The organism is Streptomyces sp. NPDC000151 (assembly GCF_040301705.1).
In the GTDB taxonomy this organism is placed as follows: domain Bacteria; phylum Actinomycetota; class Actinomycetes; order Streptomycetales; family Streptomycetaceae; genus Streptomyces.
The window spans coordinates 16206-41093 of sequence record NZ_JBEPFC010000010.1; the positions used below are offsets into that span (position 1 = coordinate 16206).

The 24888-nt window shown below is 70.1% G+C and carries 21 protein-coding genes, 2 tRNA genes and 2 pseudogenes; 14 read left to right on the top strand and 11 right to left on the bottom strand.

Annotation, left to right across the window (positions count from 1 at the left end; translation table 11 throughout):
- The first annotated feature begins 150 nt into the window (after positions 1-150).
- The 7 genes from ABT381_RS05350 to rox all read left to right on the top strand — a co-directional run bounded on the left by ABT381_RS05350 (position 151) and on the right by rox (position 8555).
- Positions 151-1005: an ABC transporter substrate-binding protein gene (locus tag ABT381_RS05350; protein WP_351588005.1), complete on the top strand. Its 855-nt coding sequence runs from the start codon at positions 151-153 to the stop codon at positions 1003-1005.
- Positions 1002-1754 (top strand): amino acid ABC transporter permease, encoded by a 753-nt coding sequence (locus tag ABT381_RS05355; RefSeq protein WP_351588009.1) that lies wholly within the window; start codon positions 1002-1004, stop codon positions 1752-1754. The genes ABT381_RS05350 and ABT381_RS05355 overlap by 4 nt, the downstream gene beginning before the upstream one ends.
- The gene (locus ABT381_RS05360) at positions 1751-2521 is read left to right on the top strand and encodes an amino acid ABC transporter ATP-binding protein (RefSeq protein WP_351588012.1); all 771 of its coding nucleotides are present in this window, start codon (positions 1751-1753) and stop codon (positions 2519-2521) included. Before ABT381_RS05355 ends, ABT381_RS05360 begins: the two co-directional genes overlap by 4 nt.
- Before the next feature lie 53 nt (positions 2522-2574).
- On the top strand, positions 2575-3654 hold the full coding sequence (locus ABT381_RS05365) for a LacI family DNA-binding transcriptional regulator (RefSeq protein ID WP_351588015.1): 1080 nt from the start codon (positions 2575-2577) through the stop codon (positions 3652-3654).
- Between the two features lie 121 nt (positions 3655-3775).
- Positions 3776-4903: an NAD(P)/FAD-dependent oxidoreductase gene (locus tag ABT381_RS05370; RefSeq protein ID WP_351588018.1), complete on the top strand. Its 1128-nt coding sequence runs from the start codon at positions 3776-3778 to the stop codon at positions 4901-4903.
- Between the two features lie 21 nt (positions 4904-4924).
- Complete coding sequence (locus tag ABT381_RS05375) at positions 4925-6958, top strand: oxidoreductase (protein WP_351588021.1); 2034 nt, start codon at positions 4925-4927, stop codon at positions 6956-6958.
- A gap of 169 nt (positions 6959-7127) precedes the next feature.
- Complete coding sequence (gene rox / locus ABT381_RS05380) at positions 7128-8555, top strand: rifampin monooxygenase (protein ID WP_351588024.1); 1428 nt, start codon at positions 7128-7130, stop codon at positions 8553-8555.
- Positions 8556-8661: 106 nt separating this feature from the next.
- On the opposite strand, the gene ABT381_RS05385 is transcribed toward rox, so the two are convergent.
- Positions 8662-9459, bottom strand: coding sequence for an AraC family transcriptional regulator (locus ABT381_RS05385; protein ID WP_351588027.1), 798 nt, complete (start codon positions 9457-9459; stop codon positions 8662-8664).
- 112 nt (positions 9460-9571) lie between these two features.
- Here ABT381_RS05385 and ABT381_RS05390 point away from each other — a divergent pair, with 112 nt between their 5' ends.
- Together ABT381_RS05390 and ABT381_RS05395 are read left to right on the top strand one after the other, a co-directional pair.
- Positions 9572-10366, top strand: coding sequence for a sulfite exporter TauE/SafE family protein (locus tag ABT381_RS05390; protein WP_467754589.1), 795 nt, complete (start codon positions 9572-9574; stop codon positions 10364-10366).
- Positions 10367-10470: 104 nt separating this feature from the next.
- A tRNA-Met gene (locus ABT381_RS05395) sits at positions 10471-10544 on the top strand.
- 115 nt (positions 10545-10659) lie between these two features.
- On the opposite strand, the gene ABT381_RS05400 is transcribed toward ABT381_RS05395, so the two are convergent.
- The 3 genes and pseudogenes from ABT381_RS05400 to ABT381_RS05410 all read right to left on the bottom strand — a co-directional run bounded on the left by ABT381_RS05400 (position 10660) and on the right by ABT381_RS05410 (position 12542).
- Positions 10660-11094, bottom strand: a complete 435-nt coding sequence (locus ABT381_RS05400) for a VOC family protein (RefSeq protein WP_351588030.1) — start codon at positions 11092-11094, stop codon at positions 10660-10662.
- A gap of 95 nt (positions 11095-11189) precedes the next feature.
- Entirely contained in the window at positions 11190-11705 is a 516-nt protein-coding gene (locus tag ABT381_RS05405; protein ID WP_351588033.1) for a putative immunity protein, read from the bottom strand.
- A pseudogene (locus tag ABT381_RS05410) lies at positions 11683-12542 on the bottom strand (helix-turn-helix transcriptional regulator). The gene ABT381_RS05405 and the pseudogene ABT381_RS05410 overlap by 23 nt, the downstream one beginning before the upstream one ends.
- A 204-nt stretch (positions 12543-12746) precedes the next feature.
- Between ABT381_RS05410 and ABT381_RS05415 the strand changes: the two are divergent.
- The 3 genes from ABT381_RS05415 to ABT381_RS05425 all read left to right on the top strand — a co-directional run bounded on the left by ABT381_RS05415 (position 12747) and on the right by ABT381_RS05425 (position 14634).
- Positions 12747-13526 (top strand): SDR family NAD(P)-dependent oxidoreductase, encoded by a 780-nt coding sequence (locus ABT381_RS05415; protein ID WP_351588036.1) that lies wholly within the window; start codon positions 12747-12749, stop codon positions 13524-13526.
- A gap of 120 nt (positions 13527-13646) precedes the next feature.
- Positions 13647-14417 carry an SDR family NAD(P)-dependent oxidoreductase gene (locus tag ABT381_RS05420; protein ID WP_351588038.1) on the top strand — a complete coding sequence of 257 codons (771 nt, stop codon included), beginning with the start codon at positions 13647-13649 and terminating at the stop codon, positions 14415-14417.
- A gap of 143 nt (positions 14418-14560) precedes the next feature.
- A tRNA-Met gene (locus tag ABT381_RS05425) sits at positions 14561-14634 on the top strand.
- Positions 14635-14925: 291 nt separating this feature from the next.
- On the opposite strand, the gene ABT381_RS05430 is transcribed toward ABT381_RS05425, so the two are convergent.
- The 3 genes from ABT381_RS05430 to ABT381_RS05440 form a co-directional block, all read right to left on the bottom strand.
- A complete protein-coding gene (locus ABT381_RS05430; RefSeq protein WP_351588041.1) occupies positions 14926-15384 on the bottom strand; it encodes a hypothetical protein in 459 nt (152 codons plus the stop codon).
- A gap of 176 nt (positions 15385-15560) precedes the next feature.
- A complete protein-coding gene (locus tag ABT381_RS05435; protein ID WP_351588044.1) occupies positions 15561-16757 on the bottom strand; it encodes an acyl-CoA dehydrogenase family protein in 1197 nt (398 codons plus the stop codon).
- Positions 16758-16782: 25 nt separating this feature from the next.
- Positions 16783-18363, bottom strand: a complete 1581-nt coding sequence (locus tag ABT381_RS05440) for a class I adenylate-forming enzyme family protein (RefSeq protein ID WP_351588047.1) — start codon at positions 18361-18363, stop codon at positions 16783-16785.
- Between the two features lie 171 nt (positions 18364-18534).
- Between ABT381_RS05440 and ABT381_RS05445 the strand changes: the two genes are divergently transcribed.
- Positions 18535-19131, top strand: a complete 597-nt coding sequence (locus ABT381_RS05445) for a TetR/AcrR family transcriptional regulator (protein WP_351588050.1) — start codon at positions 18535-18537, stop codon at positions 19129-19131.
- 66 nt (positions 19132-19197) lie between these two features.
- On the opposite strand, the gene ABT381_RS05450 is transcribed toward ABT381_RS05445, so the two are convergent.
- Positions 19198-20622, bottom strand: coding sequence for an MFS transporter (locus ABT381_RS05450; RefSeq protein WP_351588053.1), 1425 nt, complete (start codon positions 20620-20622; stop codon positions 19198-19200).
- A gap of 669 nt (positions 20623-21291) precedes the next feature.
- Between ABT381_RS05450 and ABT381_RS05455 the strand changes: the two genes are divergently transcribed.
- The gene (locus ABT381_RS05455; protein ID WP_351588056.1) at positions 21292-21636 is read left to right on the top strand and encodes a hypothetical protein; all 345 of its coding nucleotides are present in this window, start codon (positions 21292-21294) and stop codon (positions 21634-21636) included.
- Positions 21637-21771: 135 nt separating this feature from the next.
- On the opposite strand, the gene ABT381_RS05460 is transcribed toward ABT381_RS05455, so the two are convergent.
- The 3 genes and pseudogenes from ABT381_RS05460 to ABT381_RS05470 all read right to left on the bottom strand — a co-directional run.
- Complete coding sequence (locus ABT381_RS05460; RefSeq protein WP_351588059.1) at positions 21772-22722, bottom strand: SDR family NAD(P)-dependent oxidoreductase; 951 nt, start codon at positions 22720-22722, stop codon at positions 21772-21774.
- A 385-nt stretch (positions 22723-23107) separates the two neighbouring features.
- Complete coding sequence (locus ABT381_RS05465; RefSeq protein WP_351588062.1) at positions 23108-24046, bottom strand: YcxB family protein; 939 nt, start codon at positions 24044-24046, stop codon at positions 23108-23110.
- Positions 24047-24268: 222 nt separating this feature from the next.
- A pseudogene (locus tag ABT381_RS05470) lies at positions 24269-24736 on the bottom strand (oxidoreductase); the annotation flags it as partial.
- Positions 24737-24888: the final 152 nt, after the last annotated feature.

Genomic DNA, 24888 nt, shown 5'->3' on the forward strand with positions numbered 1-24888 from the left:
TCGTCCTCCAGTTGCGGGTCTGCACGCTGCACGGGTTGTGGGTCTTCACGCTGCACGAGTTGAGGTCTTGACGCTCCACAGGCACCGTGGGAACGTTCTCACACCTCGACGAGAGAACGTTCTCTCGACCCCGGCACGGTTGGAGGAACAATGGCGAAGGTCCGTTCGGTACGGGGGGTGGTCGCCGCGGTCGCCCTGTCGTTGCTCGGGACAGCCGGTTGCGGTACCGGTGCGGCCACCGGCACGGATGCCGCCGCGAAAGCGGCAGGAGTCGCCGAGGCGGGCACGCTGAAGATCGGTACGTCGAACAACATGAAGCCGTACGCCTACGAGGAGAACGGCGAGCTGACCGGGTTCGAGGTCGATCTGATCTCGGCCGCGGCACGCAAGCTCCACCTCAAGCCGCGGATCGTCGCGCTGGAGTTCTCGGGGCTGCTGCCCGCGGTCAACAACCGGCAGTTCGACGTGGCCGCCGCTGCCGTCGGCATCACCGCGCCGCGGAAGAAGACGGTCGACTTCTCCGACGGCTACCTCGCCGGCTACTTCGGGGTGCTCACCGGCCCGAAGAGCGGGATCACCGCCGATGCCGCCAGCACGAAGGGCAAGCGGATCGCGGTACTGCAGGGCTCCATCGCCGACACCAACGCGAACAGGTTCCTCCCGGGCGCGGACATCGTCCGCTTCCCCGACGCCAACTCCGCCGACCTGGCGCTGAAGAACGACCGGGTCGCCGGCTTCTTCAACGACTTCGAACCGAACCTGGCGATCGCCAAGAAGTACCCGAAGCTGCGGCTGAGCCAGCCGGTCACCGTCCCGGCCACCGACTACCCGGCCGGCTGGGCGGTGCGCAAGGGCAACACCGCGCTGGCCGGAAAGCTCAACGGCGCGCTGAGGCAACTGGTCGACGACGGCACGTGGTTGCGGCTCTACAAGAAGTACTTCCCCAAGGCACCGGTATCCCGCACCGGTCAGCTGCCGCCGTACACCGCCAAGGGGCAGCAGTGAACGACCTCCTCAACAACTTCTTCGACTGGCAGCTGATCCGCCACGTACTGCCGGACCTGCTGACCTACGGATTGCGCAACACCCTCGCCCTGGCCGTCTCGTCCGCCCTGCTGGGCAGCGTCATCGGCATGGCGCTGGCGATCATGGGCCTGTCGCGCCACCGATGGCTGCGGGTGCCCGCCCGCGTGTACACCGACGTCTTCCGCGGCCTGCCCGCGGCGCTGACCATCCTGATCGTCGGCGAGGGGGTCTTCTCCGCACAGATCAGCTGGCTCGCCTCGCCGTACCCGGTGGCCGTCCTGGCCATGAGCCTGATGTCCGGCGCGTACATCGGCGAGATCTTCCGATCCGGCATCCAGAGCGTGGACAAGGGGCAGGGCGAGGCGTGCCGTGCCCTGGGACTCAGCCACGGCCAGGCGCTGCGCCTGGTGGTGGTCCCTCAGGGCGTGCGCCGGGTCCTGCCGGCGATGGTCAACCAGTTCATCGCCATCATCAAGGACTCCAGCCTGGTGTACTTCCTGGGCCTGATCACCACGCAGCGCGAGCTGTTCCGGATCGGCCAGGACGACGCGGTGACCGCCGGCAACCTCTCCCCGCTGCTGGCCACCGGCCTGTGTTACCTGCTGCTGACCGTCCCGCTGACCCACCTGGTCAACTCCATCGACCGACGGCTGCGCGAGGGGTCACGCCCGGCCGTGGCGGCCGAGGAGCCGTCGCCCGTCGGACCGAAGAAGGAGGCGCTGGCATGACCACACCCGACCTGACCGTTCCGCCGGCCGCGCCGCGCTCCACCGGCGCCTCGCTGGAGGCGCGCGACATCCGGATGACCTTCGGGTCCGTCGAGGTCCTCCGCGGCGCCGAGCTGGCCGCGCCGGCGGGCGAGGTGGTGTGCGTCATCGGCCCTTCAGGGTCGGGGAAGTCGACGCTGCTGCGCTGCCTGAACGGGATGGAGACCCGCACCTCGGGCGAGGTACTGCTCGACGGCGCCGACACCGCGACGATGGACATCAACCTGCTGCGGCAGCGCATCGGGATGGTGTTCCAGCACTTCAACCTCTTCCCGCACAAGACCGCGCTGCAGAACATCACGCTCGCGCTGACCCATGTGAAGAAGCTGCCCAAGGAGCAGGCCGAGACGATCGCCCGGCAGCGGTTGCGCGAGGTGGGACTGGCCGACCGCAGCGAGCACCGGCCCGGTCAGCTGTCGGGCGGACAGCAGCAACGGGTGGCCATCGCACGGGCGTTGGCGATGGAGCCCCAGGTGATGCTCTTCGACGAGGTCACCAGCGCGCTGGACCCCGAGCTGGTCAAGGGGGTGTTGCAGCTGATGGCCGACCTCGCGGGCGGTGGCATGACGATGATCGTGGTGACGCACGAGATGGGCTTCGCCCGGCAGGTTGCCGATACGGTGGTGTTCATGGACGCCGGAGTCGTGGTGGAGTCGGGACCGCCCGAGCAGATCTTCGACGCGCCACGCTCTCCGCGGTTGCGGAAGTTCCTCTCGCAGGTCCTGTGATGGCGACCGGTGCAGGCGCGGGCGGCGGACGCCGACGCCCCACGGTGGCCGACGTGGCCCGTGCAGCCGGCGTCTCCGTGGCCACGGCCGGCCGGGCGCTCGGCAACTACGGCCGGGTCGGGGACGACCTGCGCGACCGGGTGACGGCGGCGGCGGACCGGCTGGGGTACTCCCCCAACGTCGTCGCGCGCAGCATGCGGTCCGGCAGTACACGCACCATCGGCTTCGTCGGCGCCGACATCTCCAACCCGTACTTCGCCACCGCGGTGCGCGGCGTGTGCGACGTGGCCCGCGCGCAGGGCTACGAGGCGATCCTCACCAACAGCGACGACCGGCTCGACGACGAACGCGCCGCGGTCCAGGTGCTGTTGGACAAGCAGGTCGAGGGCATCGTCGTCGCGCCGACCTCGGTCACCGATGTGCGGCACCTGAAACACGCCCAGGAGCTGGGTGTGCCGATCGTCCTGCTCGACCGGTCGAGCGGTGTGCTCGACGCCGACAGCGTGGTGATCGACAACGCGGCGGCGGCCTACGGGGCGGTCGCGCACCTGCTGACACTGGGCCACCGCAGAATCGGGCTGCTGGCGTGCGTGGACCTCGACGAGGGCCCGGAAGTGGCGGTGCGCGGCAGCACCGGCCGGCTGGCGGCGCGGGGTGCGGCGCGGCCGTCGACCGACCGTATACGCGGCTATCTCGCCGCCGTGGACGAGTACCTCGCGGCCTCCTCGGCCGAGCTGGTCCGGTACGCGGGGATCGGCGAGGTGGCCCGTGCCGAGCAGGAGGCCGACGCGCTGCTGACGCTCCCTCAGCCGCCCACTGCGGTCTTCGCCGCCGACAACGTCTCCACGCAGTGTGTGTTCAAGGCGGCCCGCCGACGCGGCGTGGCCATCCCCGGCGACGTCTCGATGGTCGGTTTCGACGACCTGGACTGGACCACACTCGTCGACCCGCCGCTGACCGTTGTGGCCCAGTCGCCACTGGACATGGGGCGGACCGCCGCGGAGCGGCTCTTCGCCCGCATCAAGGGCGACGACCTGCCCGGTGAGCGGATCGTGCTGCCGACCGAGCTGATCGTCCGCTCCAGCACGGCCGGACCCGGTACGCGGGACCACTCGCGGGACCACTCCGCCTGAGCCGTCCGGAAGACCGGCCGGTGCGTCCTCGGCGTACGGCCCGGCCTGCCCATGCCAAGCCTTCCTCACGTTCATCGACTCATTGACCCATCGCCCCATCGCCCCATCGAAAGGCACTCCCATGCGCACTTCCCCTTCCCGTCCCCGCGTCGCCGTCCTCGGCGGTGGTGTCATCGGTGTGTCGACGGCTGCACAGCTCGCCCGCCGCGGCGCCGACGTCGTCCTGGTCACCGCGGGCGAACTGGCTGACGGTGCGTCAGGCCGGTCGCTGTCCTGGCTCAACTCCTTCGGTGGCAAGCGCTCCGAGGCGTACCACCGGCTCCGACTGCTCGGCATGGACCGGTACCGCACCTTCGCCACCCGCGTCCCCTCGTCCGGCTACCTGAAGTTCGACGGCGGGCTGACCTGGGCGGCGCCCGGTGCGGCCGAGTCGCACCGGGCGGCGTTCGCGCACATGCGGCGCAACGGGTACGACGCCGAGTGGCTGACCCGCGACGAAGTGGCGCAGTGGACGCCCGGGGTGGACCCGGCCGCGATCCCCGACGAGGGCGCGATCTTCAACCCGGGTGAGGGGTGGGTGGACCTCGTCCCCCTCGTCCGGCAGCTCGCCGACGACCTCGTCGCGGCCGGCGGCCGGATCCTCACCGGTGCCGGCCCCGCCTCCGTCGTCGTCGAGGGGGACCGCGTGGCCGCCGTACGGACGGGGGCGGGTGAACGCATCGACGTCGACACGGCCCTGCTGGCGACGGGGGCCGACGTGCCGGGCACGGTGCGGCAATACGGCGTGGAGATCCCGGACGCGACACCCCAGGCGTTGCTCGTGCGCACCACGCCCGTCGACACGGCCCTGCGCGCCACCCTGAACACCCCGCGCGTGGCGCTGCGGCCCACTCCGGACGGTGCGCTGGTGATGGACTCCGACGCCACCGCGCGCGAGGTGGTGGCCCATGCGGACGGCACGTACGAGGTCAAGCACTCCACGGTCGAGAAGCTGCTGCGCGAGGCGTCGGCCGTCCTCGCCGGCCATCCGCGCCTGGAGCTGGACTCCTACGGCGTCGGCCGCAAGCCGATCCCGGGGGACGGCGAGCCGGTACTCGGCGAACTCGACGAAGTACAGGGCCTGTTCGTCGCGTTCACCCACAGCGGCGCGACCCTCGCCCTGATCGCCGGCGAGCTGCTGGCCGACGAAATCACTACCGGGGAACGCAGCCCGCTGCTCGCGGCGTTCCGCCCCGGCCGCTTCCGCTGACCTGCTGAAGGAGCCTCTGCCATGAGCCCGAACGACCCGGTACTGCAGCCGCTGAAGCTGAACAACCTGGTGCTGAAGAACCGCGTCTACAGCACCGGACACGCACCGTCCGGCTATCTCGACGGCGGTGCGCCGGGCCTGCGGTACGAGCTGTACCACGAGGAGAAGGCCAAGGGCGGCATCGCACTGACGATCATCGGAGGGTCGAGCAACGTCGCGGCCGACTCGGCCAATGTCTTCGACCAGCTCGACGCGGGTGACGACGCGATCCTGCCGTTCTACCGTTCGCTCTCCGACCGGCTGCACCGGCACGGTACCGCCGTGATGATCCAGCTGACGCACCTCGGGCGCCGGTCGAAGTGGGACATCGACCGGTGGCTGCCGGCGCTCGGCCCCTCCGCGGTGCGCGAGCGGGCACACCGCAGCTTTCCCAAGGTGATCGAGCGGTTCGACATCGACCGGATCGTCAAGGCGTACGGTGCGGCCGCCCGGCGGGCGCGCGAGGGCGGGCTCGACGGCATAGAGATCGCCGCCATGGCCGGCCATCTGATCGACCAGTTCTGGTCGCCGCGCACCAATCACCGCACCGACGAGTTCGGCGGCAGCCTGGAGAACCGGCTGCGCTTCGGGCGGATGGTGCTGGCGGAGGTCCGCGACCAGGTCGGCGCCGACTTCGTCGTCGGCATGCGCATTCCCGGAGACGAAGGGGTGCCCGACGGACTGACGCCTGCCGAGTGCGTCGACATCGCCACGGCGATGGCCGGCACCGGCATGCTCGACTTCCTGTCCGTCGTGCACGGCTCCGGCAACACCGACCGCGAACTGGCGGAGGTCATACCGGTCTTCGGCCGGCCGCTGGGCGACCGCCTCCCGGTCGCGGGCGCGATCCGCAGGGCAGTCGGCATCCCGGTCTTCCACGCGGGGCGGATCGCCGACCTGCCCACCGCGCGGCACGCGATCGCCGAGGGGCACGCCGACATGGTCGGGATGACCCGTGCCCACATCGCCGACCCGCACATCGTCGCCAAGCTGATCAGCGGGGAGGAGGACCGCATCCGCCCCTGCGTAGGGGCCACCTACTGCGCCTCCCGCGTCGAGACGTTCTGCCTGCACAACCCCGCCACCGGACGGGAAGCGACGATCCCGCACCTGGTCACCCGCGCCGAGGCGGCCAAGCAGGTGGTCGTGGTCGGCGGCGGACCGGCGGGGCTGGAGGCCGCCCGCGTCTGCGCCGAGCGCGGGCACCGCGTCACCCTGCTCGAAGCCGCCGACCGGCTCGGCGGGCAGCTGCTGCTGGCCTCCCGTACCCCGCGCCACGCCGAGAAGGCCGGGATCGTCCACTGGCTGGTCCAGGAGATCCGGCGCCTCGGCGTGACGATCCGGCTCAGCTGCCTCGCCGAGCCCGCCGACGTCCTGGCCACCCGGCCCGACGTCGTAGTACTGGCCACCGGCGGCCTCCCCGACACCGACGTGGTCGAATCCGGCGCGGAACTCACCGACTCCACCTGGGACGTACTGAGCCGGGCGCCCCGGCCAGGGCGCCGCGTACTGATCTTCGACGACCACGGCGGGGAGCAGGCGCTGACCGCCGCCGAGCGGCTGACCGGTACCGGCGCGCAGGTGGAGATCGTCACCCCCGACCGGATGGTCGGCGCGGACGTCACCGGCACGCTCTACCCGGACTACCTGCGCACCCTGTACTCCTCCGGCGTGGTCCTGACTCCCGACCATGTGCTGCGGTCGGTCCGGCGGGAGGGCGGCGCGCTCGTCGCCACCCTCGCCAACGCGTACTCCGACGTGCTCACCGAGCGGACGGTCGACCAGGTCGTCGTCGAGCACGGGACCCTGCCCCTCGACGACCTGTACCACCAACTGCGGCCGGACTCACGCAACTTGGGCGAGTGCGACCTCACCGCACTGACCGAGGGCCGCCCGCAGCACAAGGTGATCCACGAGAACGGTTCCTACCAGTTGTTCCGGATAGGCGACGCGGTCGCCCACCGCAACGTACACGCCGCGATCCTCGATGCCCGGAGACTGTGCATGGCCATGTAATGGCCAAGCGGCAAAGGCCCAAAAGTAAAGGCCCCAAAAGTAAAGGCAAGGAGGTTACCCACTCCTTGCCACTCTCAACGTATAGCGCACTGGGGGCCTTGCGGCAAGGCCCCGGTGATGCCGCAGAATCACCGGCCTGAGCAAGAATCCACGGAAAACGGGGTGTGCGTTGATCGACGTGATCATTGCCGGTGGTGGGCCGACCGGCTTGATGCTGGCCTGCGAGTTGCGGCTGCACGGTGTGCGTGTGGTCGTACTGGAGAAGTCGACCGAGCCGACCAGGCAGTCCCGCGGGCAGGGCCTGCACGCGCGCAGCGTCGAGATGATGGACCAGCGCGGCCTGTTGGACCGGTTCCTCGCGGTCAGTGAGACGTTCCAGGCCGGCGGCCTCTTCGGCAGCATCGTGAAGCCGTGGCCGGACCGGCTGGACACGGCGCACCCGTACGGCGTCGCCACCCCGCAGCCGGTCACCGAGCGGCTGCTCAACGAGCGTGCCCTCGAACTCGGTGCCGAGATCCGGCGCGGCTGCGAAGTGGTCGGGCTGAGCCAGGACGAGGACGGGGTGACCGTCGAACCGGCGGACGGGACACAGCTGCGCTCGCGCTACCTCGTCGGGTGCGACGGCGGCCGCAGTACGGTGCGCAAGCTGCTCGGCGTCGGCTTCCCCGGCGAGCCCGCCAAGGTCGAGACCCTGCTGGGCGAAATGGAGCTGACCGAGGACCCGGCGACGATTGCCGCTGTCGTCGAGGAAGTCCGCAAGGCCCAACTGCGATTCAGCGTCTCCCCCGGCGAGAACGGGGTGTACCGCGTTGTCGTGCCGGCCGACGGGGTGGCCGAGGACCGTACGGCCGAGCCGACCCTCGACGACTTCACGCGGCAGTTGCGGGCGACCGCCGGCACCGACTTCGGCGCGCACTCGCCGCGCTGGCTGTCCCGGTTCGGCGACGCCACCCGGCAGGCCGAGCGCTATCGGGTCGCCCGGGTGCTGCTGGCCGGCGACGCGGCGCACATCCACCCGCCGACCGGCGGGCAGGGCCTCAACCTCGGCGTGCAGGACGCGTTCAACCTCGGCTGGAAGCTGGCCGCCGCGGTGCGTGGCTGGGCCCCGGAGGGGCTGCTGGACAGCTACCACACCGAACGGCACCCGGTGGGCGCCCGCGTGCTGGACAACACCCGCGCGCAGATCACACTGCTGGGGACCGATCCGGGCGCGACCGCGCTGCGCGAGCTGTTCTCCAAGCTGATGGACTTCGAGGAGGTGAACCGGTACGTGACGGGGATCATCACCGCGGTCGACGTGAGCTACGACTTCGGCGAGGGCCACGAACTGCTCGGCCGGCGGATGCGGGACGTGCAGCTGAAACGGGGTCGCCTCTACGAGCTCATGCACGACGGCCGCGGCCTCCTGCTCGACCAGACCGGCCGGCTCTCGGTGGCGGGCTGGGAAGACCGGGTCGACCATGTCATCGACGTCAGCGAGGAACTGGACGTGCCCGCGGTGCTCCTGCGACCGGACGGCCACGTGGCGTGGGCCGGCGAGGACCAGCGGGGGCTGCTCGGCGAGCTGCCGAGGTGGTTCGGCGCTGCTGTCGGCTGAACGCGAGCGGAAGTGGTTCGGCGCCGCCGTCGACTGAGCGCGAGCGGAAGTGGCTCGGCGCTGCCACCGGCTGAGCGCGGCCAGAGGCCCGCAGGGGTTCCGCTGATCAGATGGGTCCGCGGGCGCCGGCGCCGCCGCCCGCGGGGCGCTTGGCGAAGCGGGACGGGGGCGCGCCGAAGGCGCGGGTGAAGGCGGCGGTGAAGGCGGCGGGAGAGGCGTAGCCGAGGTGGCCGGCGACCTCGGTGACCGACGCGGTGCGCAGCAGTGGGACGGCCGCGAGCAGGCGGGCGCGGGCCCGCCAGACGGCGGGGCTGTCACCGGTCTCCGCGCGGAACCGCCGGGTGAAGGCCCGCTCGCTCATGGCCGTCCGCACGGCCCAGTCGGCGTTGCTGACCCCGGCGTCCGGAGCGGCCAGGTACGCGCGGCAGAGCGCCGCGAGCTCGGCCGAGGCGGGAATCCCGACGTGGAACGGGAGCGGGGTGCGCGCGGCGATCTCGTGCAGGAGAAGCGCGGCGATGTGCCCCTCCCGCCCGGAGAGAGGGTATTCGGCCTCGAACTCCACGGCGGCCAGCAGCAGTTCGCGCAGCAGCGGCGGTACGTCCACGACCGTACAGGTGGCGGGCCACCAGGGGACGGCGTCCGGCTCGATGTACAGGCTGCGCGTGCTCACCCCCAGCATGCGGACCCGATGCCGGGTGACGGCCGGAATCAGCACGGCCCGCTCGGGTGGCACGGTCCAGGTGCCCTCATCGGTGTCGACGACCATGACCCCGGTGGCGCCGTACAGGAACTGCGCGCGCCGGTGCTCGTGCCAGTCCAGTACGTGGCCGGCCGGGTAGTCGGTACCGATGGGCAGGACGGCCCGGTCGACGTGGTCGACGCTGTCCAGGGAAACGTTCTTCACCCCGCCACCGTAGCCACGGTACTGGCCGAGCCGCGAAAGAAGAAGACCGACTTTCGCATGCGGGCCGACCGCCGGAGCTGGTGAAGTGGGTCGTGTGGACGTAGTGGACGTAATGGCATTGACCGGGATCGGGCTCCTCACCGGAGTGACGACGGTGTTGTTCGGGTTCGGCGGCGGGTTCGTCGCGGTCCCGGTGGTGGTGTGGGCGGACGCCGCGCTCGGTGCGGACGCGATGCGGGTGGCGACGGCCACCTCGGCCCTGGTGATGGTGGTGAACGCCGGATTCGCGACGGCCGTCACGCCGCGGCGGGTGCTCGGCGCCCTCCGCGGCAGCGGCACGCTCCTCCTCCTGCTGGCGGCCGGCGCCTCGGCCGGCGCGCTCGCCACGCGCGTCGCCCCGCCCGCCCTGGCCCGCTGGGCGTTCGTCGCGTACATCGCCCTCACCATCGCCGACCTGCTCCTGCGCCCCGGCTTCCTCCGCCCGCGGTCGCCGGCCAAGGCGGCCTCCGATGCGCCGCGGCCCCTGCCACCCGTCCTCGGCGCACCGGTCGGCGCGGTCGCGGCCTTCCTGGGCGTGGGCGGCAGCGTCATGACGGTGCCCGCGATGCGCCGGGCCGGGCACACGATGCACGTGGCGACCGCCCTGGCCAACCCCCTCACCCTGGCCATCGCACTCCCGGCCGCCATGGTCTCCCTGAGCGGCTCTGCCCTCCCGGCCGGCACGGACGCACACGTACACCTGGTGGGCCTCGTCGACCCCGGCGCCGCCGCGGCACTGCTCCTCGGCGCCTTGCCGGTGATCGCGGTACTACGCCGCCGCCCACCACGCATACCGGACCGTACGTACGCGTGGTCCTACATCGCCCTGCTCGCGGTGGTGGCGGCCGCGATGCTGCGGTGGGGCTAGGGGGTGTCGTTTGGATCATTCCGGGGCCGCGGCCGATCGGCAGGGGCCGGGGCCAGAGCCGATTAGGCGTAACGGCTCCGGCCGCGTAGAGTCGTATTTACCGACGCGGGGTGGAGCAGCTCGGTAGCTCGCTGGGCTCATAACCCAGAGGTCGCAGGTTCAAATCCTGTCCCCGCTACTGATCCCCGGGCCCAGCGGAATTCCATCCGCCGGGCCCGGGGTTTTTTGCATTTCGGATGACCGTCGAGTCGACCGGCCCCCGGGACTTCCCACCACGCCGTCTCGAAGAACGCTCAGTCGAGACAGAACTCGTTGCCTTCGACGTCCTGCATCACAATGCACGACTCGTTGTAGCCATCGGCAGGCAGTAGTCGCACGCGTACCGCGCCGAGCGCGACCAGCCGTGCGCATTCGGCCTCAAGCGCGGCCAGGCGCTCCGCTCCCACGAGCCCGGTGCCGACCCGCACGTCAAGATGCAGCCGATTCTTGACGACCTTGCCTTCGGGAACGCGCTGAAAGAACAGTCGCGGGCCCACACCTGAGGGATCAATGCATGCGAACGCTGAACCCTGACGCTCAGGCGGCAGTGCGCGATTGAAATCGTCCCAAGTAGCAAACCCCTCCGGAGGCGGCGGTACGACGTACCCCAACACCTCGCACCAAAAGCGAGCGACACGCTCAGGTTCCGCGCAGTCGAAGGTGACTTGGAACTGCTTGATCGATGACATCGGCGCACCATAGCAGGGAGTTCTGCTGCTCATCTCCCAACAGGGACCGGAACGGTAGATTCCAAGAACGCAGTACAGACAAGCCGTCAAGCCCGTCAACAGTCGAAGACCGACCAGCAGATCTCGTTGCGCAACCGCTGGTCATCCAGAACGAGTTCACGAATCGGTTCCGGGAGCTGTTCGCGCTGCCAACGGCACTCGACCCTGCCGGCGCTCTCACCCTGCCGTCCGGGGGCCGCCGCACGCACGGCCTTGATCGCGTAGGCCGCAGCGCCCAGCTCGTGTGCGGCGACATGCGCCACCACCGCCGCCTGGCCGGCAGCATACGCGGCGTGCCGAGCGGCTCCGCTCAACTCTCTTGCCGCAGCCATGGCATGGCCACCCGCCGTTCGGGACTGCGACATCCTGATCTCGCCGCGCGTCCATACCCGAATCCGCTCGATCGCCTCGCGGGGGCGCGGGTCCGAGGGCTGCACCGACTCGAAGAGCGGCAGAACGTGCTCCGCGCACGCGGCAGCCCACAAAGCCAGGAGTCGATGGTCGGAGTCCCTAAGCGTCCCTCCACGGCGGATGGTGATGAAGCGGGGGTCACGATCTTTGGGGAGGATCATGGTGCTCCAAGGGATCTGGCTGTCGCCGCGTGGCGTCGATGGTGCCGAGCAGGGACAGTGCCTGGGCGCTGGGGCTACCGGGTTCGGCGTGGTAGATGACGAGTTGCTGGCCGGGTGCGTCGCGGACGTCGAAGGCTTGGTAGGTGAGGGTGAGCGGACCGACGTCGGGGTGGTTGAGCCGCTTGGCATCCTGGGTCTTGCCGCGCACGGTGTGAGCCTGCCACAGGGCGGAGAATTCAGTGCTCTGTCCGGTCAGTACGTCGATGAGCACATGCAGCCGGGGGTTGTCGGGATCGAGGCCGACTGCCTGGCGCAGGTTGGCCACGACGGCCTGTGCGTTCCATTCCCAGCGGGCGTAGAAATCTCGGCCAGCGGGGTCGAGGAACGTCATGCGGGCGAGGTTGTCCGCGGGGTTGAAAGGTGAGTACAGGGCGTCGGCCAGGGCATTGCCGGCCAGGATGTCCAGGGTGCTGTTGAGGACGAAGGCCGGGGTGTGGGGACAGCCGTCCATGAGCTGGCGCAGTGCCGGGCTGACCACGTCCCGCTGCGGGGCCGGCCGGTCGGTGCGGTGCCGGCCAGTCGGTAGGCGTGCGCGCGGGCGTCGGTGTCGAGGTGCAACGCGCGGCTGAGGGCGTCCAGGACCTGGGAAGAAGGGTGGCGCTCGCGGCCCTGTTCGAGACGGGTGTAGTAGTCGGCGCTCACTCCGGCCAGCACCGCGACCTCCTCGCGCCGCAGCCCGGCGACTCTGCGTACGCCGTAGCTCGCCATACCGACGTCTTCGGGCCGCAGGCCGGAGCGCCGGGCGCGCAGGAATTCTCCCAGGGCGTTGTCAGACATATCTCCAGGCTAGGCCCGGCCGACGGTGCGCTGCCTGGGTGTGCGGCACCCAGGCAGCGTATGTCCTGGTTGGCGGCCGGTGCGACGCCCAGACTCGGTTGAGGTGAGGCGAGAGGACGGCACGGCACGTAACACCGCTAAGGCACTGCCACCGCCCACCCGCCGACCTCAGCAGTCCCGCCCCCCTGAGCAGGGAGAACAAAGATGACGGCAGGCACCGGACGACACACCACTCCGGGTGATGACGCCTTGCGCGACACGGTGGCGGTGGTGACCGGTGCCGCGCGCGGGGTCGGCAGAGCCACTGTGGCGTGGCTGCACACCCGTGGGGTGCAGGTCCTGGCCGAGGACATCCGGCCCGAGGTGGAGAACCTGACCACAGAGTTCGACGGTGTGGCCACTCTGGTCGGTGACGTCTCCCGGGAGGAGACGGCCCTGCGGGCGGTGGCACTGGCCCGGAAGCGTTTCGGCGGGCTGGACATCCTGGTCAACAACGCGGGGCGGACGCTGAACAGGCCGTTCACCGAGACCACGGCGGAGGACTGGGACGCCCTGATGGCCGTCAATGCCCGCGGCGCGTTCCTTCATGCGCGGGAGGCGTTCCGCACCATGCGCGAGAACGGACGAGGCGGGGCGATCGTCAACGTCGGCTCCTACACCTGCACTGTCGGGCTGCCCGAGGGCTCGGCCTACACTGCGTCGAAGGGCGCCCTGGCCCAGCTGACGAAGGTCATCGCTTTGGAAGGCGGCCCCCACAACATCCGGGCCAACGTCGTGGCACCGGGCGTGATCGAGACCGACCTGCTCGACAACATCCGCGACGACAGCCGCGCCTACCTGCGCTCCTTCGCCGCCGCACACCCGCTGGGCCGCGTCGCGCAGCCTGCGGAGATCGCCGAGATCATCGGGTTCCTCGCCTCGACCCGCTCCAGCTTCATGACCGGCGCAGTGGTCGCCGCCGACGGCGGCTTCACTGCGGCCTGACCGTACACATCACCGGCCGCACCGCATCGCGACCGAGACCACGACCATGACTGCGCCTGCGCCTGCGCCTGCCACCGAGACCACGACCACGACCACGATCAAAGCGGAGAGCACACCACCATGACCGGACAACGACTTGAACGACTTGACGGCAAGGTCGCACTGATCACCGGCGCGACGGGCGGAATAGGCGCGGCGACCGCCGAGCTGTTCGCCCGCGAAGGCGCGCGCCTGGTCCTCACCGATGTGGCCCAGGACCCCCTCAGCGCGCTGGCGCAGCGGATCGAGGAGACGACCGGCGGAGAGGTGGTCACCGCGGTACTGGACGTCTCCTCCGCCCAGGAGTGGGACGACGTGATCAGTACCGTACGCGAGCGGTTCGGCACTCTGGACGTTCTCGTCAACCTCGCGGGCATCGTGGACTGGCCGGGCATCGAGGACACCCGGGAAGACGTGTGGGACCGAGTCATCGACATCAACCAGAAAGGGACCTGGCTAGGGATGAGGGCTGCCATGCCCCTTCTCCGCGCCACCGGCAACGCCTCGGTGATCAACACCTCGTCCGTCCTGGGGATCGTGGGCAGCGGAGCAGCCGCCGCCTACCAGGCGTCCAAGGGCGCCGTGCGCCTGCTGAGCAAGACCGCCGCCGTCGAATACGCCCGTCAGGGCGTACGTATCAACTCCATCCACCCCGGTGTCATCGCCACGCCCATGATCCAGAACCTCCTGGACGAGCAGGGCGACCAGCAACCGGACATCGTGCGCACCCCCATGCGCCGTGCGGGCCGCGCCGAGGAGATCGCCTCGGCCATGCTTTTCCTCGCCGGCGACGAGTCCTCGTTCATCACCGGCTCGGAACTCGTGGTCGACGGCGGCCTCACCGCCCACTGATTCGGCAGGCGGCACCTGCTGTGCGCACGGAGTGTCGGGGTCGGGACGTCGGTGATGCGACACAACAACGCCCGGCCGGCGGTTGGCCGGACCGCTCGCGATTCGGCCTATCCGGGCTGGTGCCGTACAGTTCAGCGTGCCGACGCGGGGTGGAGCAGCTCGGTAGCTCGCTGGGCTCATAACCCAGAGGTCGCAGGTTCAAATCCTGTCCCCGCTACGAGAGTGAAGGGCCGGGTCCTGAGGACCCCGGCCGTCACTGTTGCCGTGCCTTCCCCGAGCGATCGACGAGGCCAAGCAGGACGCCGTCGACCGGCGTCGGCCGGCGTCGACCGCTGCACGGCCCACTGCGACCGGGCATGGCTGCGTACCGCCGGCGGGGCCTGCCGTCCTCGGTGTACGAGACCCACCGCCGAAGGGGCAGCAGGTGCCGTAAGCGCCGGTCAACAGGTGCCGGTCAGGCCAGTCATGCCAGTCATGCCAGTCATGCCAGTCATGCCAGTCATGCCGGTCAGCGGGCGCTGCGCAGCCGCCCGACGATGACGTCCAGCAGGAAGTAGGCCAGACCCGTCACGCCGGCGGTGACGACAAGAATCCCCGTCACACAGCCGATCACCGCGGCCCAGGTACCACCGCGCGGGGCCCCGAGACCGACGATTCCTGGGACGACGAACCAGAAGACCGGCACCTCCGTCCCGATGAAGACCACGGCCGCCACCAGGCGGTATTGACGTAACCGGCGGCGAGAGATCATCCCCGACGGTCCGAAGAACCGCCGCTGCAGCAAGGCGAGCAGAACGAAGGGGGCCACCACCACTACGTAGCCGCCGCACTCGCTGAGGGCCGCGTACATGTCGCTCGGGCCCTCGGCGCGGATGCTGCGCACCGCCGGAACGGCGAGGGAGGCCCCGGCGACCAGCCCCGCGCACACACTGGCTGCGATCAGTACGGGTCTCACTCTGTCGCGCACAGTCACACTCCCCCGCCCTTCGTCCCTCGTCCTACGTCCGCAACGATCCCTTCGGCGTGAGTGCGAGCGCCGGCCCACGCCACCACACCCGTTCCACACCTGCCCCGCCTGCCCCTACAAATGGGGCTCACGCCGGACCCTCGCCGGTCGACCGCGGCCACCGGTGCGGCGGCGGGTCAGTGGTGGAAGGCCAGGAGCTTGGCGATGCCGTTGCGCTGGATCTCGGATGTGCCGGTGAGGACGCGGAACATACGGATCTTGCGGAAGAGGTACTCGATCTCGTTGCCCTGGGTGAGCCCTTCCTTGCCGTGGATCTGCACGGCCTCGTCGAGGATGCGGAAGGCGGACTCGGCGACGAACAGCTTGCACATGAACGCCTCGGCGTGAACCTCGCGCCCCTCGTCAAGGGCCGCGAGCGCGGCGTACGTCATGGAACGCGCGGCGTACAGCTCGGTGGCCATGTCGGCGACCTTGTGCTGGATGGCCTGGAGCATGAGCAGGGGCTGTCCGCCCGCGACCGTGCGCGTCCGGGTGCGGTCCAGGGTCAGGGCGAGGGCGCGGCGGGTGGCACCGAGGACGGTGGGGCAGTGCAGCAGCCGGTTCGTGGTCACCCGGCCGAGCGCGATGCGCATACCCTTGCCCTCCTCGCCGAGGAGGTTGGCGGCGGGGACGTGACAGTTCTCCAGGAGGATGTCGCTCTCGATGTGCTCGCCGGACATCGGCGTCGCTCCGTCCTCGACCCGGCAGCCGGGGCTGTCGAGGTCCACGAGGAACGCGGAGAACAGCGGCTTGTCGCCCTCCTGTTCGCCGGTGCCCGCCATGCGGGCGACGACGATCGCGAAGTCGGCGAAGGGGCCGGCGGAGGAGAACACCTTGTGGCCGGTCAGCCGGTAGCCGTCAGCGTCGGGTACGGCGACGGTGCGCATGGAGCGGACGTCGGAGCCGGCGTCGGTCTCGGTGAGGGAGAAGCAGCAGGCGCGCTCGCCGCGGATCAGCGGCAGGAGGTACGTGTCCAGTTGGTACTGGGTAGCGTGCTTGAGGATGTCGCCGGCGCGCAGGGGGCCGCCCATGTCGCCGAGGACCGAGTGGGCCAGGACGCGTCCGCTGGCGCCGATCTCCTCTTTCAGGGCCGCGAGTTGGGTGTAGGTGAGGTTCTGGCCGCCGTACTCCTCGGGCAGATGGATTCCGTAGAAGCCGAGTTCGCGGCTCCGGCGCCAGATCGGTTCGAGATCGGCGCGGGTGAGGCGGCTTTCGCGGGTGATGCCGCGTTCGCGTTCATGGTCGGCGAGTTCGCCGTCGAGGTAGTCGCGCAGCCGCTCGACCAGTTCGGCGGTGCGCGGATCGCCGCAGGTGGGGCGCAGGGAGAAGGTCACTGCGATAACTCCTTGTGGTGACAGGTCAGTTGACGCGGCGGTCGGCGTTCGCCCAGTACGGTTCGCGTACGGCCTTGCGGTCGAGCTTGCCGTTGCGGTTGTGGGGGAGCTCGGTCGCGAAGTCGACGGAGCGGGGCTTCTTGAAGCGGTCCAGGCGCTCGGCGCAGAAGGCGATCAGGTCGTCGGCGGTGACGTCGGCGATGCCGGGGTTCCGTACGACCACGGCCTTGACGGCCTCGCCCCACTGCTCGTCGGGCACGCCGACCACGCAGGTTTCCTGGACGGCGGGGTGCTCGTACAGGGCGGCCTCGACCTCGGTGCAGTAGATGTTGAAGCCGCCCGAGATGATCATGTCCTTCTTGCGGTCGACGAGGAACAGGTAGCCGTCCTCCCGCATCCATGCCAGGTCGCCGGTGTGCACCCAGCCGTCGCGGAAGGTCTCTGCGGACAGCTCGGGCTCCTGCCAGTACTCGCGTACGCAGTCGGGTCCGCGCACGATGACCTCGCCGACCTCGCGCGGACCGAGCTCCCGGCCCGCCTCGTCGACGACGCGTATCTCGGTGTCGTAGGTCGCCCGTCCGCACGACCGGAGCAGTTCGGGATCCTCCTTCACCGCGTGCGCGATCTCCTGGCCGCTGAGGCCCGCGACCACGCTGGTGGTCTCGCCCAGGCCGTATCCCTGGGCGACGACGGGACCGAAGAATTCCACGGCGTCGCGCAGGCGCTGGGGTGAGATGGGCGCGCCGCCGATCCGCACACTCGTCAGCGAGGACAGGTCGTACGCGGCGGCGCCGGGGTGGGCGAGCACCATGTTCACCATGGCCGGCACGAGGAAGGTGGCGGTGATGCGCTCCCTCTCGACAGCCTCCAAGAAACTCTCCGGGCTCCAGGCCGGCAGGACGTAGGTCGTCGAGCCGCCGAACACGCCGGCCAGCAGGCTCATGCCGGTGGCATGGGTGATGGGGCCGCAGGCGAGGTAGCGGGTGCCCGGACGGGGCCGGGACTCGTCCGACATCAAGAGCTTGCGCATGCTCGCGAGACGGTTGCCGACCGTCTGCACCGCCGCCTTCAGTGCTCCGGTGGAACCGGAGGTGAAGTTCAGGACACAGGGTTCGGTTTCGTCCACCTCGACGAGGAACGGGGCCTCGTCGAGGTGGCGGTCGCCTTCGCCCAGCAGCGCGGAATAGGAGACCTCGCCCGAGCCGGGCTCCTGCGGACCGTCCAGCGGCACGGGAAGGCATTCGGTACCGGCCGCGGCGATCGCCGCCAGGGCGTCCTCGCGATGGGCCGCGTCGAAGAACAGCACCCTCACAGGGGCGTAGCGCAGGATGTGCTCGATCTCCCCTCGCCCAAGACGCGCGTTGATCGGCGCGCGCGTCAAACCCGCCTTGTACAGGGCGAATTCGACCTCCACCAGCTCACCGCGGTTCCAGGCGAGCGAGGCGACCGCGTCGCCGGGCCGCAGGTCCCGGGCGGACAGGGCGGAGGCCAACCGGTCCGTCGCGCGGTCGAGTTCGGTGAAGGTCCAAGAGCGGTCCCCGCATACAAGGGCCGGGGCCTGGGGCCAGTAGCGAGCGCTGCGCGACAGATATGTGCCGAGGTTCATGAAGACCTGCTCCAGAAGGGAGGCGAAGCGGAGTGAGCCGATGGCCCCGGCGGGCCGACGGACTTAGATTACAGCTAGACCAATTACGGACAGCTTGTTCAGTAACCTGTCCGGTGTCAAGAGTCTTCTAGACTGGGCGCCGCACGCATCGCGACGACCGAGGAGGGGCCCGTGGCCGAGGACAGACGGACGAGGCGGTCACGCCGCTCCCTGGGCACGGCCATGGTGGAGCTGGTCCTGGAACGTGGCTTCACCGCGCTGACGGTGGAGGACATCACCGAGCGCGCGGACGTGGCCCGCGCCACCTTCTACGCCCACTTCCGGGACAAGGAAGACCTGTTCGCCCGCGTGACGGCCGACCTCCTGGCCGGGCTCGCCGAGCGCCTGGAGCCCGCGGTCGCGGACAGCGCGATCGGCTTCACGGGCAAGCCGGTCCTGGAAATGCTGCGCCACGCGCGCGAAGAGCGCGATCTGTACCGGATCGTGCTGCGCGGGGAGGGCGACGGCAAGCCGCTGCAGATGTTCGTCGACGCCTGCGCGGCGGCGACGGCCAGCGAGTTCCGCGCCCGCGCCGAACGCAACGCGGTCCAGCCGCGCATCGACCCCGAACTGCTCGCCCGGGTGTGGGTGGGCGAGCAGATCGCCGTTCTGCGCTGGTGGGTCGAGCAGGACACCCCCTCCCTGCCCGCCGAGGAAGTCGTGCGCATGCTGCTCGATCTGGCGATGCACGGCCGGTACTGGGCCAGCGGTTTCGAACCGCCCGCCTGAGGGGGGCATCGACCGTGCCCGGGCAGGGCCGGAGGGGTGGTGGCCGTGCCGCCCGAGAGCTGTCGCTCAGTTGCGGCGACGCGCCGAAGAAGGGCTCACGCCGACGCGGGCGGCCGCAGGGCGCGGCCCGGGCCCTGTCTGGACAAGTCCTAGTCGGCCAGGCCCAGTCGGCGCGCGTCCCGCTCCGGCCGGATGGCGACCAGGGCCACCAGGCCGCAGACCAGCATGACGGCGGCGGTCAGCAGGTAGGCGTGGATGTAGCCGGCGCTCGGTGAGACGGCCGAGTCCAGTAGGTGCCCGGTCAGGGACGGGGCTATCAGCCCGGGCAGTGTGCCGGTGGCGGCGACGATGCCGAACACCGCCCCCCCGCTGGATCGGCGGGACCACGGCGGATGCGGTCATGTAGTACAGCGGGAAAACGATGGCGTGGCCGCCGAACGCCAGGGCTATCAAGACGAGTTGAACTCCGCGCCCGTCGACGAACGGAAAGACGGCCATGGCGAGTCCTGCGACGGCCACGGCGACACCCTGCGGAGCGCCGGTCGACCACCTGCTCGAAAAGCCGCGTCGGCGCAGCCTGTCCATCAGCGGGGGCACCGAAAGGAGCAGCACGAGACTGAAGGCGGAGACAGCGCTGATGAGCGTGGCCGCCTCGCCCGGCGTCATGCCGAGCCGCGTCCGCAGGTAGACGGGCAGCCAGGCGTGACTCAGTGCCAACGCCCAGGAGGCACCGAAAGCCGCGGTGACGCTCCCGAGCACGGTTCCGTCCAGCAGCAGGCGCCGGTACGGCAGTCGCTCCTGCCCTGCAGCGGCGGGCGGAGTGCCGGCGGACGTATCCGCGGTACGGGGCGTGCGCTCCCGGCCGTACGGACCGTCGTGGCCCACCCGCCACCACACCAGGCTCCACACCGCGCTCGTCACCGCGAGAACCACAACCGCCGAGCGCCAGCCGAAGGCCGTGATGAGCCAGGTCACGACCGGCGCCGCGACCAGGATGCCGAGCGAGGCACCGCCGATCTGCAGCGCCGAGGGGAAGCCCCGCCGGTCCGCGGGGAACCACTTGTACAGCGCGTGCAACGACATCGACGCCGCGGGCCCTTCAGCCGCCCCGAGCAACACCCGCCCCGCCACCAGCGTCGGCACTGACGCCACCACGAGGACCGGAAGCTGCGCCACCGCCCACAGGGCGGCCATCGTGAACAGCAGGACCCGGCTGGTGATCCGCGCGGAGGCGAAGCCGACGATCAGGCCCGAGAGGCTGAACAGCAGCGAGAAGGAACTGGAGATCATCCCGTACGCGCTGTTACTGATGCCGAGTTCATCCATGATCGGCACGGCCGCGAGCCCAAGGACGGACTTGTCCGCATAGTTGATCAGCATGAACGTGACGATCATCGCGGCGATCAGCCACGCGCGCCGCCTGTCGAACTCCGGGCGTGGCGGCGCTCCGACGGCATCGAGAGGCGGGGCGGACGAGGACGGTTCGATCACGGGGCACTCCTGCGGCTCGGAGGGAAGGGTGCGGAGGCGGTACGAACGAGGCCGCGCAGGGGTGCGCGCCGATCGAGGGTCGATCCATTCAGAGCAGCCGCACGTCTCGCACAAACTGTCTTCCCGTACACGCTGTCTGCTAATGATCGAACCATTTGGCAACGTAACGCTCGCCGGAGCTCCGGTCAACGGCTGGGGTACTGCGGTGCCGCTACCCGCAGAGCTTCCCTCCTACCCCCTTAACCGTCCTCTTAACTGAACTATTTGTACGTTAATGAGTGCCTCGTATGGAGTACGGCCCCCGGTACCTGCCCGGCAAGCCATCAGACCTCGACACGCTCGACATCGACCTGGGCGGCGGCGCCACGATCACGCCGGCGGACCTCTTCGCCGCCGCGCAGACGAACGCGTTCCTCGTGATGCACCGGGGCTCCGTCGTTTACGAGAGGTACCTTCACAGCACTGAACCGCACACCCCGCACTTCAACGCCTCGGCGGCCAAGTCCTACATCGGCCTCATAGCGGCGGTCCTGGCCCACGAGAAAGCGAACTCCTCTGGTCCTCCTCGGCGCCGAGGAGGACGCCTACTACATCCTCGACAGCGACGGCCTGGAGGCGACGTGCGGCGGCTTCAGCGCCACGGCGCGCGACATCGCTCGCCTCGGCGAGATGATGCGCTGCGGCGGGGCGGTCGGCAGCCGGCAGGTGGTGCCCGAGGAAGTGGCCACGACCCTCGTGAGCGGCGTCCCCGACGGCTACCCCCGCCGTGTACGTTTCCCCACCGCACCCCCCGATTCGCCGGCTGCGCTCTCGTACCACGACCTGTGGTGGGTCCTGAAGGACCCGTACGGCTCCTACCTGGCCAGCGGCATCCATGGCCAGCGGCTCTTCGTCTCACCCGGCCTCGGCCTCGTCGCCGTCCACTTCGGTTCCCAGGTCATCTCCTCCGCCGTACCGGTGGCCCCGTTGGCCCAGGCGTTCCTGCGGATCGGTGAACACCTCGCCCGATCGTGAGCCGATCTTCGACCGCCGGCAGGGTCGTGCCAGCACGCTGCCACACGGGGTGGCCGATGAAGACATCAGCAGCCTGTTGCTCTGCGAGATCAAGACCCCATAACCCACCTGTTGGCCAACGCGCGCGTGCCTGAGCTATCCGGATAGGGTGCTGAGGTCGGTGCCGGTCAGATCACAGCTCGCGTCCCACAACCGCGCCGCGACGGAGGGGTCGGCGAGGTGGTTCCACACCGGTTCGCGTCGGGGCTTGCCGCGCAGGCCGAAGACGCGCGGTCCCCACAACTGGCCTCCACGCACGGCCGGGTCGAGCACCGCTCGGACCGCGGGCCATGCGCCGGCGTGCTTGCCCTGGACGAGGAGGGCCGCAGGGGCCGCGCTCAGCCGTGCGCCGGTAGTTCGCACATGGACCGGTGGCCGTGACGGGGTGAGGGAGTCCAGCGCGCCGCCGGGATGGACCACCACGCTCGCCACCGTACTGCCGGCAGCGCGCAGACGGCGGTCGAGTTCGACGCCGAAGTACATCTGTGCCAACTTGGAGCGTCCGTAGGTGCGCTTGGGCCGGTAGTCCTTCCAGGACTGCAGGTCGTCCAGGTCGAGCCGCTCGGACTTCGCCGCGAAACTGCCCATGGTCACAACGCGGGCCGCCGGCGCAGCCGACAGCAGCGGCATCAGCCACTGGGTCAAAGCGAAGTGCCCGAGGTGGTTCGTGCCGAACATGAGCTCGTGACCGTCCCCGGTCTCCTCGCGCGGTGGGTCGTCAAGCGCGACGCCGGCGTTGTGGACTACCGCGTCAAGGTGCTCCACCTCGAGCAATTCCACCGCTGTTTCGAGCGACGAGAGGTCGGCGAGGTCCAGCCGTACGGCCCGCACCCGCGAACCGGGGACACGCGCACGGATCGAGGCCATGGCGACCTCGGCCTTGACGGGATTCCGGCTGCCGAGTACGACGGTGGCGCCGGTTGCCGACAACTGCTCCGCGACGAAGTACCCGATGCCGGCATTGCCGCCGGTGACCAGGAAGACGCGGCCATCGGCACCGGGTAGCCGTTGGACATTCCAGGGCGGGGTGGAGGACGTGGACGACATGGCGACGAGGTTCCCTTGCTCTTGAAGGCGGCCTTGCTCTTGAAGGCGGCCTTGCTCTTGAAGGCCACCTTGCTCTTGAAGGCGGCTGCGGCTGCTCCCTTGGGCGACTCGACACCCACGGTTCCAACGGCCACCGACACATCGCCTATGGATCACCGACAGTCCCGCCGGACGGCCGACATCCCGCCGACGCGGTGCCGGCCCATCACCGCACCGCGCCGCTGAGGGTAGGGATGGAGGTTCGGTCGCTTGGCAGCGCGCTTCGGCTGGACGGTGAAGGCTTTGATCAGGGCGGCGTGGTGAGCAGACACCAGCCGCAAGGTCACCGGTGGCCTTGAGCGCTTCGAGAGATGATGTCCGGGCCCGCTCGGAGACCGTGGCCCGCTCAGAAGTCGTAGCAGACGTAGGCGCCCTCGGGCCCGCGGGTGATCCGGTCCGAGCCCCAGCAGTGGAGCATCGGCCCAACGCGGTACAGGGCGGCGCCACCGGCCAGCAGGACGAGGACGGCGAGCACGGCGGTCACGATCCGCATGGCCGTCATCCGCCGTACGAGCCACCAGGCCCCGGCGATCGCAAGTGCCCCCAGCCCCAGCATGACGGCCGCTACCGGGGCGGTGTTGTTCTGGATCCCGGGAAAGCGGTCCGGGTGCGCGGCGTGCTGGACGGCGGCGAAGGCGAAGAAGAACAGCAGCAGCCCCAGCAGCAACAGTCCGATGGAGCCGACCCCGCGGCCGACGGCCCGGCCCCGGCTCCGTGGGCTTCCGGGCGCCTCGGCGTCGTCCGCGCGCACGAGCCGCCGGTCGAGGACCGCCCGGAGCCGGTCCACCTCCTCCGGGCCCGCCACGGCCCGCTTGGGCAGGACGACGAAGCCGACGGCGGACTTGTCGGCGCTGAGAAGCACGAACAGCTCCGGCGTCTCGGCATAGCGCGAGTAGAGGTGCCAGTCGAGGCCGGCCGAGCTGTGCGCGGTGGTGAGCCGGAGCCCGGTGTCGTCGACCGTCCCGCGAATGTCCCCCTGCCGTTCGGCGAGCCGGTGGAGGCGGCGCGCCTGCAACCACGGCACCGCAGTCATGAAGACGGCGAAGACCACCACCCCCGCGTACAACGGCCACGGTGTGTCCCGGTGGCCGGAGCCGGCCGCCGACAGCAGGGCACCGACGGTCGTGGCCGCCACCGTCCAGACCAGCGCTCCACGCTGGAAGCGTCCCGCGCCGGTGCTCCTCGCGCGTGCCCGCAGCGCGGACGCCAATTCGCCGACGGTCGGCCGGTAGGCCAGCTCCACCGGTCTCTCGGCGACCGCGTCTGTTTCCCCGCCCTCGGCCATGTCCCCTCCCCGGTTCGGTGTTCAACCGGATCGTAGAGGCTTTCTCAGCCGCTCCGGCGACCTGGCAGTGGTCGGCGCCCTACGCCATCGAGGTCACGTAATGCTCGGAGTGCCGCGGTCGACGGTGTACGGGCAGCCCGACAAGGCCAGGACCGTCCCCGCGGTCCTCATCGCGGTTGTCGCGTGGAGCACGCTTCCGTTACCTGACCTGCGGTGAGACGGTCAGGCCGTGTGCTGGTACGTCGGGTAGGTGAGGTACCCGGCGTCGCCGCCCTGGTAGAAGGTGTTCTCGTCGGCGGGCGCGACGGGCAGGCCGGAGCGCAGGCGTTCGACCAGGTCGGGGTTGGCGAGGAAGCCGCGGCCGAAGGCGATTAGGTCGGCGCCCAGGTCCAGCCAGTGGTCGGCTTCCGCCATCCCGGTCTGCTTCGGGCCGCCGGGCATGGTGGGGCTGACGATCAGGGTGCCCGGCCAGGTCTTGCGCAGTTGGAGGAGAACTTCCTCGTCGGTGGTGGCCTCCAGGTGCACGTAAGCCAGGTCGAGGCGGGCCAGCTCCGTCAGAAGAGCGGTGTTCAGCTCGGCCACGTCGTCCTCGGTCACACCCCAGATGCCGCCGCCGGGCGACAGGCGGATGCCGGTACGGGCTGCGCCCACGGACTCGACCGTGGCGGCGACTGCCTCGACGGCGAAACGCCTTCCGGGTCTTGAAGAGATACAAGCAATCGCTCATTCCATCGGCCCGCGATTGGAACCGGCTCTGTGGCTCATGGCTTGTTGCGGATTGCGTATCGGCGAATCGCTTGGGGTTTTTCCCGAGGACTTCCACGAAGGCACATTGCGCTTGG

What these genes read in the sequence shown, in the direction of transcription:
- ABT381_RS05350 (WP_351588005.1), top strand. Translation starts at nt 151, where the DNA reads ATGGCGAAGGTCCGTTCGGTACGGGGGGTGGTCGCCGCGGTCGCCCTG.
- ABT381_RS05360 (WP_351588012.1), top strand. Translation starts at nt 1,751, where the DNA reads ATGACCACACCCGACCTGACCGTTCCGCCGGCCGCGCCGCGCTCCACC.
- ABT381_RS05370 (WP_351588018.1), top strand. Translation starts at nt 3,776, where the DNA reads ATGCGCACTTCCCCTTCCCGTCCCCGCGTCGCCGTCCTCGGCGGTGGT.
- ABT381_RS05375 (WP_351588021.1), top strand. Translation starts at nt 4,925, where the DNA reads ATGAGCCCGAACGACCCGGTACTGCAGCCGCTGAAGCTGAACAACCTG.
- ABT381_RS05390 (WP_467754589.1), top strand. Translation starts at nt 9,572, where the DNA reads ATGGCATTGACCGGGATCGGGCTCCTCACCGGAGTGACGACGGTGTTG.
- ABT381_RS05400 (WP_351588030.1), bottom strand. Translation starts at nt 11,094, where the DNA reads ATGTCATCGATCAAGCAGTTCCAAGTCACCTTCGACTGCGCGGAACCT.
- ABT381_RS05405 (WP_351588033.1), bottom strand. Translation starts at nt 11,705, where the DNA reads ATGATCCTCCCCAAAGATCGTGACCCCCGCTTCATCACCATCCGCCGT.
- ABT381_RS05415 (WP_351588036.1), top strand. Translation starts at nt 12,747, where the DNA reads ATGACGGCAGGCACCGGACGACACACCACTCCGGGTGATGACGCCTTG.
- ABT381_RS05420 (WP_351588038.1), top strand. Translation starts at nt 13,647, where the DNA reads ATGACCGGACAACGACTTGAACGACTTGACGGCAAGGTCGCACTGATC.
- ABT381_RS05440 (WP_351588047.1), bottom strand. Translation starts at nt 18,363, where the DNA reads ATGAACCTCGGCACATATCTGTCGCGCAGCGCTCGCTACTGGCCCCAG.
- ABT381_RS05455 (WP_351588056.1), top strand. Translation starts at nt 21,292, where the DNA reads ATGATGCGCTGCGGCGGGGCGGTCGGCAGCCGGCAGGTGGTGCCCGAG.
- ABT381_RS05460 (WP_351588059.1), bottom strand. Translation starts at nt 22,722, where the DNA reads ATGTCGTCCACGTCCTCCACCCCGCCCTGGAATGTCCAACGGCTACCC.
- ABT381_RS05465 (WP_351588062.1), bottom strand. Translation starts at nt 24,046, where the DNA reads ATGGCCGAGGGCGGGGAAACAGACGCGGTCGCCGAGAGACCGGTGGAG.